Source organism: Pseudomonas sp. RGB (assembly GCF_007713445.1).
Taxonomy (GTDB): domain Bacteria; phylum Pseudomonadota; class Gammaproteobacteria; order Pseudomonadales; family Pseudomonadaceae; genus Aquipseudomonas.
The window spans coordinates 15,564-29,699 of record NZ_VMSH01000031.1 but is presented as its reverse complement, the minus strand read 5'-3'; the positions used below and the strand labels follow the sequence as shown (position 1 = coordinate 29,699).

At 57.8% G+C, this 14,136-nt stretch carries 12 protein-coding genes and 3 pseudogenes; 6 read left to right on the top strand and 9 right to left on the bottom strand.

Going from position 1 to position 14,136, the window contains the following annotated elements; translation table 11 throughout:
- The first annotated feature begins 469 nt into the window (after positions 1 to 469).
- The gene (gene kdpF / locus FPT15_RS30510) at positions 470 to 622 is read left to right on the top strand and encodes a K(+)-transporting ATPase subunit F (protein WP_372241505.1); all 153 of its coding nucleotides are present in this window, start codon (positions 470 to 472) and stop codon (positions 620 to 622) included.
- Between the two features lie 187 nt (positions 623 to 809).
- Here kdpF and FPT15_RS29240 read toward each other — a convergent pair whose 3' ends face one another.
- The 8 genes and pseudogenes from FPT15_RS29240 to FPT15_RS29205 form a co-directional block, all read right to left on the bottom strand.
- Complete coding sequence (locus tag FPT15_RS29240) at positions 810 to 1,571, bottom strand: 1,6-dihydroxycyclohexa-2,4-diene-1-carboxylate dehydrogenase (protein WP_145166173.1); 762 nt, start codon at positions 1,569 to 1,571, stop codon at positions 810 to 812.
- Position 1,572: 1 nt separating this feature from the next.
- Positions 1,573 to 2,604 carry a benzoate 1,2-dioxygenase electron transfer component BenC gene (gene benC / locus FPT15_RS29235; RefSeq protein ID WP_145166172.1) on the bottom strand — a complete coding sequence of 344 codons (1,032 nt, stop codon included), beginning with the start codon at positions 2,602 to 2,604 and terminating at the stop codon, positions 1,573 to 1,575.
- Positions 2,605 to 2,614: 10 nt separating this feature from the next.
- Positions 2,615 to 3,103, bottom strand: coding sequence for a benzoate 1,2-dioxygenase small subunit (gene benB / locus FPT15_RS29230; protein ID WP_145166171.1), 489 nt, complete (start codon positions 3,101 to 3,103; stop codon positions 2,615 to 2,617).
- On the bottom strand, positions 3,100 to 4,476 hold the full coding sequence (locus FPT15_RS29225; RefSeq protein ID WP_145166170.1) for a Rieske 2Fe-2S domain-containing protein: 1,377 nt from the start codon (positions 4,474 to 4,476) through the stop codon (positions 3,100 to 3,102). Before FPT15_RS29225 ends, benB begins: the two co-directional genes overlap by 4 nt.
- An 85-nt stretch (positions 4,477 to 4,561) precedes the next feature.
- Positions 4,562 to 5,530, bottom strand: a complete 969-nt coding sequence (locus tag FPT15_RS29220) for an AraC family transcriptional regulator (protein ID WP_145166169.1) — start codon at positions 5,528 to 5,530, stop codon at positions 4,562 to 4,564.
- 94 nt (positions 5,531 to 5,624) lie between these two features.
- Positions 5,625 to 6,530 carry a catechol 1,2-dioxygenase gene (gene catA / locus FPT15_RS29215; protein ID WP_145166168.1) on the bottom strand — a complete coding sequence of 302 codons (906 nt, stop codon included), beginning with the start codon at positions 6,528 to 6,530 and terminating at the stop codon, positions 5,625 to 5,627.
- 60 nt (positions 6,531 to 6,590) lie between these two features.
- Positions 6,591 to 6,881 carry a muconolactone Delta-isomerase gene (gene catC, locus FPT15_RS29210; protein WP_145166167.1) on the bottom strand — a complete coding sequence of 97 codons (291 nt, stop codon included), beginning with the start codon at positions 6,879 to 6,881 and terminating at the stop codon, positions 6,591 to 6,593.
- A 48-nt stretch (positions 6,882 to 6,929) separates the two neighbouring features.
- Positions 6,930 to 7,173, bottom strand: a pseudogene (locus FPT15_RS29205) (enolase C-terminal domain-like protein); the annotation flags it as partial.
- Between the two features lie 178 nt (positions 7,174 to 7,351).
- On the opposite strand from FPT15_RS29205, the pseudogene FPT15_RS30220 reads away from it, so the two are divergent.
- The 5 genes and pseudogenes from FPT15_RS30220 (at position 7,352) to FPT15_RS29180 (ending at position 13,769) form a co-directional block, all read left to right on the top strand.
- Positions 7,352 to 8,086, top strand: a pseudogene (locus tag FPT15_RS30220) (LysR family transcriptional regulator).
- Positions 8,087 to 8,277: 191 nt separating this feature from the next.
- Positions 8,278 to 9,750, top strand: a complete 1,473-nt coding sequence (locus tag FPT15_RS29195) for a benzaldehyde dehydrogenase (RefSeq protein ID WP_145166166.1) — start codon at positions 8,278 to 8,280, stop codon at positions 9,748 to 9,750.
- Positions 9,751 to 9,769: 19 nt separating this feature from the next.
- Positions 9,770 to 10,894, top strand: coding sequence for an NAD(P)-dependent alcohol dehydrogenase (locus tag FPT15_RS29190; RefSeq protein ID WP_145166165.1), 1,125 nt, complete (start codon positions 9,770 to 9,772; stop codon positions 10,892 to 10,894).
- A 101-nt stretch (positions 10,895 to 10,995) separates the two neighbouring features.
- Positions 10,996 to 11,853, top strand: coding sequence for a transporter (locus tag FPT15_RS29185; RefSeq protein WP_256676538.1), 858 nt, complete (start codon positions 10,996 to 10,998; stop codon positions 11,851 to 11,853).
- A gap of 116 nt (positions 11,854 to 11,969) precedes the next feature.
- Positions 11,970 to 13,769 carry a sigma-54-dependent Fis family transcriptional regulator gene (locus FPT15_RS29180; protein ID WP_145166163.1) on the top strand — a complete coding sequence of 600 codons (1,800 nt, stop codon included), beginning with the start codon at positions 11,970 to 11,972 and terminating at the stop codon, positions 13,767 to 13,769.
- 173 nt (positions 13,770 to 13,942) lie between these two features.
- Here FPT15_RS29180 and FPT15_RS29175 read toward each other — a convergent pair.
- Positions 13,943 to 14,134, bottom strand: a pseudogene (locus FPT15_RS29175) (FAD-dependent monooxygenase); the annotation flags it as partial.
- Positions 14,135 to 14,136 lie beyond the last annotated feature (2 nt).

Sequence of the window (14,136 nt, the reverse complement as noted above, 5' to 3'; positions counted from 1 at the left end):
GCCGGCATTCCGGGCGTTTGCCAAAAGTGACCCGCTGTAAGAGCGGAACCGCCAGCCGCCTTTACCGCAGCAACGGATATGTACCCTCCCCCCCCAGCCCGTAAAGAACCCGTATAAATCCCAACTTCCCCATAACGATTCCGTCGTCCCTATTGAGCAACTACCCCCCCACCCTCTACCGTCAATTCCTACCCCCAAAACCCGTAGGAAGTCATCGTGGAAAGTTCAACTTTAGGCATGGTCGTCCTGTCAATGATTGCGCTCTTCGGCACCGCCGCGTTTTGCTTCGAGCACCTCGCCACCCGCGGCGAAAAGAAAAAGAAAGCCAAATAAGCTGATCCCCGAAATCAGCAGAACCCCAGTTTTTCAAGGGATACCCCGACACCGGGCTATCCCTTGTTTTCGTTCGCCCGGCAATCACTCATCTATATACCGTCTAAATACCGCCCCCTGTAATCAGTGCCCGAGCTTGATACCCAAGCGCATAACCTCCCCCGCTTCTTCAACAAGGGGAGTTACACCGTGCTCACACTGGACCTTCATTTATGTCGCCAGCGGCTTATGTGCCGTGGGCCTGTTCGCTTACCTGGGCTACGCCCTCATCCGCGCTGAAAAGTTCTAGGGAGTGAACCGTAGCCGGGCAACATCACGCCATTATTAGCAAATACATCCTGCGACGCGCATAGAACAACACCAAAAAACCATAGCAAAGTTTAATTACGGCAAAACCAGGTACGTAGATAAGTTTTCATGGCGTTAGTCTCATTATTTTTGTTGTATATGTGAGATCCGCAGATGTTACCGCTGAGTCAGCCTAGGTCGCCGCCTCCCACCGGCAACGTCACGCCCGTAATGTAGGAAGCCTCGTCCGAGGCCAGGAAAAGAATTGCGCCCGCTTGCTCATCAACGGTCCCGTAGCGCTTCATCAAACTGCTGTCGATGGTTTGATTGACGATTTGCTGGTACCAGATCCGCTCCTGTTCGCTTTGCGGTTGGTTGTTACGCGGGATACGGCGCGGTGGAGCCTCAGTTCCGCCTGGCGCGGTAGCATTGACGCGGATGCCACTGCCGGCAGTTTCCAGCGCCAGGCAGGCAGTCAGTGCGTTAACGCCGCCCTTGGCTGCGCCATACGGCACCCGATTCACGCCCCGTGTGGCGATTGATGAAACATTGACGATGGCGCCGGTGCCCTGTTCGAGCATGTAGGGCAGCGCGCTGTGGCAGCACCACAACGTGGGGAACAGAGAGCGGCGCACTTCGGATTCGATTTCACTCTCGGCGTAGTGCTCGAAGGGCTTGGCCCAGATCGTTCCGCCGACGTTGTTGATCAGGATATCAATGCGCCCAAAACGCGCTTTGGTCGTGGCCATCACCTGCGCGCATTCTGCGTGCCGCTCCAGGTCAGCGGTCAAGGTCAGCGCACGGTCATGCTGCAGTTCATGAACGAGTTCAGAACGGTCGACGGCGACCAGGAACGCGCCCTCCTCCAACAAACGCTCGGCGACACGCCTGCCAATGCCCTGGGCTGCGCCGGTCACTAGCGCAACTTTTGCTTTGAAACGTGGGTTCATTTCACTGCCCTCGGTCGGCGTCGCCGCTAACAATTGCATTGGGCGTAAACTTCTCATAATGGAAGTTGGCTGGGACGACGCCCTGATCTTTGAAGTACTGTCGCACCGCGTCGACCATCGGTGGTGGTCCGCAGAGATACGCGTCAACGTTGCCACCGTTGAGCATGTCAGCGGTCATGTGCTGGGTGACATAGCCTTGCTGAGGATGGAAGGTCTGAGGGTCGGCAACGCAGGTGACGAAGCTGAAATTGGGCAAGCGCTCAGTGAGAGCTTTCAGGGCCTCGACCATCACCAAATCCTGATCCCGGGTCACGCCATAGATCAGCGATACCTTCTGAATTTCATCACGTTCGGCGAGCACTTCGAGCATTGACAGAAACGGCGCAAGCCCGGTTCCGCCGGCCAGGAACAGCAGCGGTCGAGTGACCTCACGAAGATAGAAACTACCCAATGGTCCAGTCATTGAGACTTCTTCGGATTCCCGAGCGCGCTCCAGCCAGCTACTCATCAGCCCGTTGGGCACTTGCTTGATCAGAAAGCTCGCGTGTTTTTCTCCCGGGCGACTGCTGAATGAATACGAGCGCGTCTGTCCACTGCCCGGCACGTCAATGTTGACGTATTGGCCGGGTAGGAAAACCGGCGCCTGATCCAGTTCAAAACTGACTTCCAGCGCTGCATCGGCATGGCGAGTAATGCGGGTGATACTGGCAGAGAAACGGCCGGTGCCGGTCTTGCACGTGCTGGAAGGGACCGGCACGGCGAGAACGCAGTCTGATTGAGGCACCATCTGGCAGGTCAACACTTGCCGCTCTTGCGCTTCATCCTCACTCAGCGCGTCCTCGATGTAGTCGTCACCTAGGTCATAGACGCCGGTTTCGCATCGGCATTTGCAGGTACCGCAAACCCCGTCCGAGCAGTCCATGGGCAGATTGATGCGCTGCCGAAAGGCCGCGTCCAGCACCTTTTCACCTACTTTGCAGTCGATGAAACGGGTCACCCCGTCCTCAAAATTGAGCGCTATGGAATACTTCATGGGTCTGTCCTCAGACGTGATAGATGTCGATGACCTGATGGATGTAATCGTTTTTCAGTACCACCTTCTTGCGCGTGATCAGCGGCTGTTGCGCGCTGATATCCAGGTGATAGAACGAGGTGCCGAAATACGTATCCGTGGTCTTGTAGCGATGGCTGAGGGTTTGCCAGTTAAAGCGCAGTTCCACATGCCCGGCGTCTTCGGCGAGCACTTCGAGGTTGGTGATGAAATGTGCAGTGCGCGGCTCTGGGGTGCTGGCACTGGAACGTTCGGTCTTGATGCGAAACACCCGGTCTTCCAGGCCGTCGCGGCTGGGGTAATAAATCAACGAGATTTCGCTCTGCGGGTCCTCCGTTAGCGTATCGTGATCGTCCCACGCAGGCATCCAGAACTCGGCCTTTGGCGAGTAGCATTCCAGCCATTCGTCCCACTGGCGGTCATCCAGCAAACGCGCTTCGCGGTAGAGAAAAGCCAGCAGGCTCTCGCGGGAAATGCTCATGACAGTGCCTCCTTGTCAGTCGCAATCAGGCCCTGTTTTTCCAGCTCGATCGCTCGTTGCAGGCTGGTCACCCAGTACGCGTGCTGACGCACAAATAAGCCTTCGTCCTCAGTTTTCACGCCGCTGAGCTGAGGGTTCATGCCCATGGCCAGGGCATTGTCGTCAGCGCCTTCGATCCATTGCTTGGCACCGCGACTGAGGTCGTTCCACAGGGTCGTCGCGCCTTGATAGCCGGTCTGACACGCACGAAATTCCTCGAGGTCATCGGGCGTGCCCATGCCACTGACGTTGAAAAAATCTTCGTACTGGCGAATTCTGGTTGTGCGCTCCTGAGCGCTCTCGCCCTTGGGCGCCATGCAGTAGATCGTCACTTCAGTCTTATCTACAGAGATTGGCCGCACCACACGGATCTGCGTGGAGAACTGATCCATCAGGTAGACATTGGGGTACAGGCAAAGATTGCGGGTCTGATCGACAATGAAATCCGCACGTTCTTGCCCGAGGCGCTCGGCGAGCGCTGCACGATGGGCATGCACCGGTCGGACTTCGGGGTTAAGCAGGCGGGTCCACAGCAGGATGTGGCCATGCTCGAACGCATACACGCCACCAAGACTTTTCGACCAGCCATTGGCATCGACGGCACGCGTGCCTTGGGCCTCATAATTACGCCGGCCCATGGTTGCCGAGTAATTCCAGTGCACTGAGCTGACGTGATAACCGTCTGCACCGTTTTCGATCTGCAGCTTCCAGTTACCGTCGTATACATACGACGAGCTACCACGCAGGACCTCCAGCCCCTGCGGTGCCTGGTCGACCATTTGGTCGATGATGACCCGGGTTTCGCCCAAGTAATCACTCAGTTCCGGAACCGCTTCGTTGAGGCTGCCAAACAAAAAGCCGCGATAGTTTTCGAAACGGCCCAGACGTTTGAGGTCGTGAGAGCCGTCGCAATCGAAGCTGTCGGGGTAGGCACCGGTCTTGGCGTCTTTTACTTTGAGCAGCTTGCCGGCGTTGCTGAAGGTCCATCCGTGGAACGGGCAGGTAAACGAACCCTTGTTGCCCTGCTTGCGGCGGCACAGCATAGCGCCGCGGTGGGCGCAGGCGTTGACCAGCCCGTGCAGTGCCCCTTGCTTGTCGCGAGTGACAACGACGGGCTGACGACCGATGTAGGTGGTGAAGTAATCGTTGATTTCTGGCACCTGGCTTTCATGCGCCAGGTACACCCAACCACTTTCAAAAATATGCTTCATCTCCAACGCAAACAGTTCGGTGTCGGTGAAGATGTCACGGCGGCAACGGAAAACCCCGGTAGCGGGATCTTCCTGAACGGATTCGCTGAGTTGACGGGCGAGTCTGTCGAGAGTGCTGATCATGGGGTAGGCCCTCGGTTATTCTTGTATCAGGCCCCCTCACCCTACGTGCTCGCCTACCCCAACAATATCCGATGACTGCAAATCACTATCCGCCTGGCGCAACCTGCTGACGCTGGCGCCGCCAGGTCTGCGAAGGCAGTTCGCCAAAACGCTTGCGATAGGCTTCAGAGAAGCGCCCCAAATGCAGAAAACCATAATCAAGCGCAACTTCGGTGACGCTTCGCGCGGCTGCCATTTGCAGCTCTGTATGCACCCGCTCCAGCTTGCACTGGCGCATGTAGTCCCTGGGGGACAGGCCGACCTGACGCTCGAACAATTTATACAGCGAACGCTCGCTGACCCGCGCCACGACCATGAGCTGTTCGATGCTGATGTCCTCGGTCAGATGCTCTTCGATGAACTGTCGCACCCGATCAAATCCGCCGCCGCCTTCAGTTCGGGGGACAACCCGCAAAACGTTGCTGCCCAATAGCGCCAGCAGTTTGTTCGCGACAATCCGTTCGTACAGCGCCTGAACCTCACCTTGCGTTGTGTTCTCGGCCTCGTGGCAAATCAAACCCAGCAGTTGTAAAAGGCCACTCATTGCACTGAGTTGATGGCGCTCGGCAACAAAACGAATGCCCTGCTGGGGAAGCACCCAGTGCTGCTCCAGGCAGGCGTTTTCGAGCAGCCTGACAGGCAATTTGACGATGAATTTCTCGCAGTCGGCGGAATAGGTCAGATCGACCGGGTCATCCGGATTGATCAGCAAGACCTCGCCCGCACGGAAAATCTGCTCCCGTCCCCAAGCCACCGATCGACAATGACCGTGAAGTAGGATCTGCAAGTGATAGATCGTCTCCAGCGCCTCAGAGATGACCTGCACCGGGGCTCCATAACTGATGCGACACAAGTCCAGACTCGAAAAGTTGCGATGGCTGATACTCGCCCGGGGGTGGCCTTTGGGCGGCAGGCGAATATGGTGACTGCCTACATGCTGGTTAACGTAGTCGGACACTGCATAGGCATCTGCGCGGTCGAAAATCTGACTGCGCTCAGTCAATAACACGGTCATGTCTGCGCCTCTCTTATTCTTTTATGCAAGGCCGGATAGAAGCCACAAAGCCCCCGCCAGCAAACGCTACGCAGGCTCGGGCGGCAATGACTGATCAGACTTCCAATGCCCTTACCCGTTCATGCCGACGTTCATCTTCCGCCGCGGCGGTCGGCTGCAAAACAAAGTCAAATTCGATATCTGCACGCGGGCCGTTGGCATCCTCGGAGAAACGAATCTCGGCGATCAGCTCGTCTCGGGTCGCGTAGGCGAAGTCGTCGTGCAGATATTTGTCCCCAGCCAGATTGATCTGCGTCGTCAGGTGACGATGGCCAGGCGCCGAGATAAAGAAATGAATATGCGCCGGACGCTGACCATGGCGCCCCAGTTGGTCAAGCAATTGCTGGGTCGGGCCATCTGGCGGGCAACCGTAGCCGGACGGCACGATGCTTTGGAAGCGGTAGCGGCCTTCGGCGTCAGTCTGGATGCGACGGCGCAGGTTGAACTCCGATTGCGAGGGGTCGAAGTATGAGTACGTGCCCCCGGTGTTGGCGTGCCAAACGTCGACGGTGGAGTTGCTCAGCGGCGCGCCATCGGTGCCGCGAACCTGACCGGTCATGAACAATACCGTGCCGGAATCCTGGCCATCGTCCAGCCGCGCGTAGTGCTTCGACAGGGGAGCGCCAGCCACGTAAAGCGGACCTTCGATGGTGCGTGGGGTGCCGCCGACATGCCCGGCCTGCGCGTCTTCGGCGTCCATCAGCAGGTCAAGGCAATGCTCAAGCCCCAGGCCTGCGACCAGTAACCCGGCTTCCTGACGGTTGCCAAGATCGTTGAGGTAATTGACGGCCTTCCAGAACTCTTCGGGGGTGATCTGTAGGTCTTCGATGATCCTGATGGTGTCATTCAGCACGCGATGCACCACGTTCTTCATTCGCTGACTGCCAGCCGGTTGATCAAAGCCCGCTGCGCCTTCGAAAAATTGCTGCACTTCAGCGGTTTGGGAAATACGTACGGTCATGGTGCTTACCCTCATCAATTCATTGTTTTTGTCGATTTACGTGTCGCTGACTGGATGAACTCAGCGGTCGTCGGTGTGGATCGAAGATGGATGTCGGCACAGGGCTGTGACTTCGACCTCCATGAACGGGTAAAGCGGCAACTGCATCAGGGTATCGTGCAGCGCTTGATTATCCGGAACGTCGAAGATGCTGACGTTGGCGTAAAGCCCAGCAATGCGCCAGAGATGTCGCCAGATGCCCTTTCGTTGCAGGTGCTGGGCCAATTCCTTTTCATCCGCCTTGAGCTTATTCACCTTCTCGACTGGCATGTCGGTAGGTAGCTTGACGGTCATGCGTACCTGAAAAAGCATGGCGTGGATTCCTGTTTATTTGAAGATGATCAGCGGCGGGCAAAGCGCGCCATACGTGGCAATCTTCAGGGCAAAGATCGAGGCGGCGCCCATCTGGGCCAAGGCAAAGCCGTCGGGCACTGACTCAATCGCCTCATCCGCCATCAACGGAATAGGACTATGGGCACTCAGACGCACCCTGCCAGCCCGGTCATGGCGTGACAATGTCGCCCCCGGCATCGGCCAGCAAATGGCAAGCGCGTACTGCCACCGCTTCACTCCAGGCCTGATTGATATCGACGCGCACGCTGGCGCTGGCATCCTGGCCGGTCAGCAGCGGTGCGAACCACAATATGGGTATCGAAGCGTTCGATGGTGATAGCAGTCATGAGCGTTCCGTGTGCATTCTATTTGTTCTTCATCAAAGACTGACCTCCGCTAAATGGCCCGTCCAATATTGAATAAGTCTCTCGCCATACCTTGGAGGTATCATAGAACTGCGCCATTTGCGTTACTTCAGGGTGCTGGCCTGCACCCTGAGTTTCACCCGCGCGGCTGAAGAACTGCACATCGCCCAGCCACCGTTGAGTCAGCAGATCCAGCAACTGGAATGCGAGATTGGCGTGGCGTTACTCGACCGCAGCCGGCCCCTGCGATTGACCGAGGCCGGGCGTTTTTTCAGGAGCACTCCAACTTGTTGCTTGCTCAACTCGATCGCGTGTGCGAGGACACCCGCCGTGTCGCATCGGGCAGCAAGCGGTGGCTAGGGATCGGCTTCGGTCGCTTACTGTTCCATGCTCCGTCCATTACTCAGCAAATGGTTCACGAAGACCCGCTGGTTGCAGCATTGCCCGCCGGACATGCGCTATTGGGCGCGCCGGTGAGCCTTCAGCAATTGGCCGCTGAACCTTTCATTCTCTATCCCGGCAGCCCCCGTCCAAGTTATGCCGACCATGTGCTTGAGGGTATTTGCCCTGCGCGGTTTAAGCATCCATTTGGCTCAAATGGCCAACGAACTGCAGACTGCAATTGGGTTGGTGGCTGCGGGCCTGGGGATCACGCTGGTGCCTGCCTCGGTGCAGCGCCTGCACCGAGACGACATCGGCTACACACCGCTGCTGGATGCCAGCGTGAGCTCCCCAATCGTCGTCAGTTATCGGGCAGGCGATAAATCGACCGTATTGAAGGCGTGCCTGGAATTGCGTGGAATTTCTGAGTTGGCTTGAGTGTTCAGAAAATGGACGCCTGCCCATAGCGAAGCGTCCAGATTCTGAACAGTGGATCGGTAAGACGTAAAAATTATTTTAATAATTTCCTTTTAAAACAATAAGTTGCGATTCACGCATCGTTTTGGCACGTCCCCTGCTGTCAGATGACCACACACCCACGAATCAGGTCTGACAAGGGCACCCTCGATATGAGCAGCGAATTACAAAGTGATTTCCTCCCTGCGGCGCTGTGGAATAACAGGCTGTTCACGGGCACTTGGACGATGACGGCCAGCTCTGCAGATGTGCTGGAACCGGCGACGGGCCACACGCTCGGTAGCCTGGCCTGCGCTGATGCCCGCCAAGTGGCGCAATCAGCCCAGGCGGCCAGCCTCGCGCAAAGCGCATGGTTCCAATTGCACTACGACGAGCGCTCGGCCGTACTACGCCGGGCTGCAAAAACCGCAGAGGACAATTTTGAGGCCATCGTGCAATGGCTGATTCAGGAAAGTGGTTCCACGCGGCCCAAGGCGGAGTTTGAAACTAGCCTTAGCATCAAGGTGCTCCATGAGAGCGCGGCCATGCCGTCTCGAAGCCAAGGCGAGGTGTTGCCCTCAAGCGCTGGGCGTTTAAGCATTGCTCGCCGTCGACCGCTAGGCGTGGTCGGGGTTATTTCGCCGTTCAACTTCCCTTTGTACTTGGCCATCCGCGCGGTCGCCCCAGCCCTGGCGACAGGCAACGGTGTTGTGCTAAAGCCCGACTTACGTACGGCGGTATGCGGCGGTTTTGTCATCGCCCGGATCTTCGAATTGGCAGGTCTTCCGATGGGCCTGTTGCACGTTTTACCAGGAGGAGCGGAAGCCGGCGCCGCGCTCACCAGCGATCCGCATGTGGCGATGATTCAGTTCACCGGCTCCACCGGTGCCGGTCGCAAGGTCGGTGAGGCCGCGGGCCGCAACCTGAAAAAAGTCTCCTTGGAACTGGGCGGAAAAAACGCCCTTATTGTGCTGGACGACGCCGACCTGGAGCTGGCCCTGGCCAATGCCACCTGGGGCGTCTATCTGCACCAGGGGCAAATCTGCATGTCGACGGGCCGCCTGCTGGTGCAACGGGGCATTTACGAGCGCCTGCTGGAAAAGTTGGTGGCCAAGGCCAACAGCCTTGTGGTTGGCGACCCCGCCAGTGGACAGGTACATCTGGGGCCTTTGATCAATCAGCAGCAACGTGACCATGCGCTGCATGTCGTCAATGCCTCCGTGCAGGCAGGTGCGACGCTGGCGGCAGGAGGCACATCGGAGGGACTGTTCTTCAAACCCACCGTACTCAGCGGTGTGACCCGCGACAACCCGGCGTTTCACGAAGAGATTTTCGGCCCTGTGGCCGTGGTCGTGCCGTTTGACACTGATGCCGAGGCCATCGAATTGGCCAATGACACCGAGTATGGACTGTCGGCCGCCATTCTTTCTCAGAACGTTGGCCGTGCGCTGAAGCTAGGCGAGCAGCTTAGAGTCGGCCTCCTGCACATCAACGACCAGACCGTAAACGACGAAGTGGTTAATCCGTTCGGTGGCGTGGGCGCCTCCGGCAACGGGACCAGTATTGGCGGGCCAGCCAATTGGGAAGAATTCACACAATGGCAGTGGCTCACCGTTAAAGGTGAAGCACCGGCTTATCCGCTTTAAAACCAGGAGAACAAAAATAATGAGCACCCAAGTCTACCGCCCCATCACAGCTGCCATTACCCGTGGTAAAGGTGCGCCCTTCGTGCTGGAAAATGCGCGGATTCGAGAACCGCAAGGCGATGAAGTACTCGTACGTATCGTTGCCACCGGCATGTGTCACACCGATATGATCGTCCGCGACCAGTACTACCCCGTGCCGTTACCGGCGGTACTGGGCCACGAAGGCTCAGGCATCGTCGAGGCCGTCGGCCCGCTTGTCCAGGGCCTGCAAGTGGGCGACCATGTGGTGCTCACCTACGGCTATTGCGGCCAATGCCTGTCTTGCGGTGCCGGGCACATGTCCTACTGCCAGGAGTTTTTTGGCCGTAACTTCAGTGGTGGCGATCCGGAGGGCGGCAGCGCGTTGCAGGATGAGGCGGGATCCCGTCTGAACGATCACTTTTTCGCCCAATCGTCGTTTGCCAGCTTTGCACTGAGTCGTGAAAACAACGCGATCAAAGTCAGTCGCCAAGCACCGCTTGAATTGCTCGGCCCGCTCGGTTGCGGGATCCAGACTGGGGCCGGGGCGGTAATCAACTCGCTGAAGGTCACCCCCGGCAGCAGCTTCGCCGCGTTTGGCGGGGGGGCGGTGGGCCTGAGCGTAGTACTCGCTGCACGGGTCGCGGGCGCCACCACCATCATTGCCGTGGATGTGGTGCCGTCACGGTTGACCTTGGCCACGGAGTTGGGTGCGACCCACGTCATCAATAGCAAGGACACTGACCCGGTCGCGGCCATCCGCGAGATCACGGGCGGCGGTGTCAATTTTGCCCTGGAGTCTACGGGGCGTCCGGCGGTGCTGCGTCTAGCCGTCGATGCGCTCGGCAGTCGCGGCAGCCTCGGCGTCGTTGGCGCCCCCGCGCTAGGCACCACCGCCGAGTTCGACGTCAATGATCTGCTATTGGGTGGCAAGACCATTCGCGGCATCGTCGAAGGCGATAGCGTGCCGAAGAAGTTCATCCCGGAACTGGTGAACCTCTATCTGCAGGGGCGCTTTCCCTTCGACAAGTTGGTGAAATTCTACCGCTTCGACGAGATCAACCAGGCCGCTGAGGACAGCGAGAAAGGCATAACGCTCAAGCCGATCATTCGCATCGCGCCATAACCTTTTGACCCGGAGCAGTGATGCTCCGGGCCATATCACGCAAATAAAAACAAGAAAGGTAGTCGAACATGCGACTTATATCTCGCGTTTACGTGGGCGCCATGGCGCTCGCCCTGGGTTCCACCCCCGCCTGGGCAGTCGACGTCAATGTTGGCGATTATACAGCCCTTCCCGCTGGCACCAGTGTCGCGGCCTGGTATCAGCAATACAGTCATTCCGACCGCTACGATACAGACGGGGCCGGAGACAGCCGTCGTCAGACCAGCCTGAAATCCAATATCAGCATCCTGCGCCTGATCCACTTCACCGAGATTGGCGGAATCACGGTCGACCCACAGATTCTCCTGCCGTTTGGACATGTCTACGACGCGCGTATCGGTGGGCATGCGCTGGGCAGTGCCAGTGGCTTGGCCGACCCTATTTTGGGCGCGACCTTCTGGTTGGTTAACCAGCCAGAGGCCGGCGTCAGCGGTCGCTACTTCGGCATTACACCTTTGCTCTACCTGCCTTGGGGCAACTACGATCGTCACGACGCGCTGAACCTGGGCGAAAACCGTTACAAAGGCGACCTGCAGCTGGGCTGGGTCGAACCGCTGTGGGGCAAACTGGGCATGGAGCTGTACGGCGATGTCGTAGCCTATGGTCACAACGCTAATGCAGGCACTGGAAATCAGACGCTCAAACAGGACCCCACCTACCAGGTGCAGAGCAATCTGCGCTATGACTTTAATCCGACGCAGCGCATGGCCCTCGGCTACAGCGCCAGCATCGGCGGTAAGCAATATCTGGACGGTGATTACACAGGGCAGAAGACCGAGGTTCAGCAGGTACGAATGGAGTTTCAACAGATGGTCGGACGCACCGTCCAACTTAGCGCGCAATTGACCCACGACGTGCGAGCTGTCGGTGGCTTTCAGGAGGACGTTGGTATTAATTTGCGTGCGCTGTTGGTGTTCTGATTGTTATGCAGATATTGACCTTGCTGGTCGTTGGGTATAAATCAGTGGCTATCGCGGGCCCTGCCTATGCTGTGTGGTCCGAGCAGTAATCCCTATAATTATTAGAGGTGTCTTTAATGGATGCCCACGCCTTGGTCGACCAGCAACGCCTTTTCCATGCCCGTAGGCGTTTCAGTGAAGGCGCAGACTTGCCTGTCGGTCTGGTTCCCCCTGTCGTAGCCGAATCGTGGTTTCGCTCACGTGCAAGCGGCCTGCTGCCGTCAGACCATTGGCGAGCGGGCCCTGAGAGCCTGATCCCGCTGAACGACAACGATCGTTCACTGGCTGAGTATGTCGGGCCTCAGATCGATCGGTTATGGCAGCAAATAGGCGGGGCCTCGTGGACATTGTTCTGCGTCAACCCGCAAGGGGTTATCGTCCACGCCAGGCAGGCGCCTGAGTTATATGGACCTCTACGCGAGCTGCAGGTCGGTCGGCGAATCCAGGAGGCGGATCTCGGAACTACGGCACCCAGTTGCACCATTGCCACCTGTGCCCCGACGGTGCTGATTGGCAACCAGCATTATCTCAACGACTTCGGCAACATATTCTGCGCAAGTGTCCCCATTCGCGGCTTGAACGGGGACTTCATCGGCGGGCTTGATATCACGGGCACTGGCGAACGGCAGATTGCAGCGGTCCTGGAGCAACTGAGCCATGCCGCTATGGCAGCTGAGAATCTGCTATTTGGCACGCTAAAGAACTGCCAGATCCTGTCTCTCCAGCATGATCGGCGTCTGCTGGGCACCCCGTTGCAAGGACTGATCGCGATCGACTCCAGAGGGCGTATTTGTAACGCCAATCGCGCCGCACAACGCCTGTTGGGACTAGAGCAATTCGCCCCAATCGAGTGCCACATCGAGCAGTTGTTTGAAACCCGAACCGTCGCCAGCGCGGAGCACGCCCAACAGCTAACCCTCACGGATGGCTCGCGTTTATACGCCAAGATGCTGTTACCGGAATCCAAGATCATCGTCTCAAGTCCGCAATTGTCGACCCCTATGGGCACAGACCCCACTGTTAACCGGCAACTGGCACAAGCACACAAGGCGTTCGCCGCTGGCGTGCCGATTATGCTGCAGGGTGAAACCGGCACCGGCAAGGAAGTCTTCGCTCGTGCGCTGCACGAGCATTTGCATCCTGAAGCGCCCTTCGTTGCGATCAATTGCTCCGCAATTCCGGAAAGCCTGATTGAGTCCGAACTCTTCGGCTATGCCGAAGGCACCTTCACCGGTGCGCGCAAAGGTGGCTACGCTGGGCAACTTGCCGCCGCCAACGGCGGCACTTTGCTGCTGGACGAGATCGGCGACATGCCGTTCGCCCTTCAAACCCGCCTGCTACGGGTGCTTCAAGAGCGAGAAATATCACGTTTGGGTAGCGCCGTGCGCACCCCCTTGGACGTCAGACTGATCAGCGCCACCCACTGTAATCTGGCTGAGCGCATCGCTCACAAGGCGTTTCGCGAAGATTTGTATTACCGCCTCAATGGCCTGGCTATTACCCTACCGGCGCTGCGTGAGCGCACTGATTTCGCCGTATTAGTGGAACGGCTGCGCCAGCGTTTCGACGCCCCACCACTGCATCCAGATGCGTTGCTGGCACTGCAAGAACAGGCCTGGCCGGGAAATATTCGTCAGTTAGAGCAAACCCTTCGATTGGCGAGTGCCCTTGCAGGCAATGACATGATGATCATGCTTGAGGGCTTATCACTGTCGGTTGCGCCACCGCCTACAAAAGCGCCGATGGATCTGAGGCAGACGCAGCAACGCGCAATTGAAAGTGCTTTGCAGGTTAATGGCGGCAACATAAGTGCCACAGCTCGACAGTTGGGCATATCGAGGACGACTTTGTACAAGAAAAAGTACGGGCGCGGATGAGAACGCTTTTGCGGCCTGAGAAATGCAAACTCCAGCAGGTCCGAACCACGAGATGGTACTTAAATAGATTGGGTGTAAACGAAGAAAACTGCGGTATCACGACCTACGTTCATTCCACTCATTTTTGGCGTGTTGGTGTCGTTGGGTTACCGCACCAACGCCCCTCGTGACCTGCTTTGAACCTGCGGATCAGCCAGTAAGCGTGCGAGAAACCAAGCATCTTCAAGTCCCTGCCCTGCGCCGGCACCTTGATGGGGGAGCATGGCGTGAGCAGCATCGCCAATCAGAGCTACGCGTCCATGGACATACCCAGAACGTTCGTCCACATCATGGAGTGCCCAAAGGGTGGGCGAAGGAATGCACTGTT

Bases quoted from the DNA above. Each gene is read 5' to 3' on its own strand.
- FPT15_RS29240 (WP_145166173.1), bottom strand. From the start codon at position 1,571: ATGAACCCACGTTTCAAAGCAAAAGTTGCGCTAGTGACCGGCGCAGCC.
- benC (WP_145166172.1), bottom strand. From the start codon at position 2,604: ATGAAGTATTCCATAGCGCTCAATTTTGAGGACGGGGTGACCCGTTTC.
- benB (WP_145166171.1), bottom strand. From the start codon at position 3,103: ATGAGCATTTCCCGCGAGAGCCTGCTGGCTTTTCTCTACCGCGAAGCG.
- FPT15_RS29225 (WP_145166170.1), bottom strand. From the start codon at position 4,476: ATGATCAGCACTCTCGACAGACTCGCCCGTCAACTCAGCGAATCCGTT.
- FPT15_RS29220 (WP_145166169.1), bottom strand. From the start codon at position 5,530: ATGACCGTGTTATTGACTGAGCGCAGTCAGATTTTCGACCGCGCAGAT.
- catA (WP_145166168.1), bottom strand. From the start codon at position 6,530: ATGACCGTACGTATTTCCCAAACCGCTGAAGTGCAGCAATTTTTCGAA.
- catC (WP_145166167.1), bottom strand. From the start codon at position 6,881: ATGCTTTTTCAGGTACGCATGACCGTCAAGCTACCTACCGACATGCCA.
- FPT15_RS29195 (WP_145166166.1), top strand. From the start codon at position 8,278: ATGAGCAGCGAATTACAAAGTGATTTCCTCCCTGCGGCGCTGTGGAAT.
- FPT15_RS29190 (WP_145166165.1), top strand. From the start codon at position 9,770: ATGAGCACCCAAGTCTACCGCCCCATCACAGCTGCCATTACCCGTGGT.
- FPT15_RS29185 (WP_256676538.1), top strand. From the start codon at position 10,996: ATGGCGCTCGCCCTGGGTTCCACCCCCGCCTGGGCAGTCGACGTCAAT.
- FPT15_RS29180 (WP_145166163.1), top strand. From the start codon at position 11,970: ATGGATGCCCACGCCTTGGTCGACCAGCAACGCCTTTTCCATGCCCGT.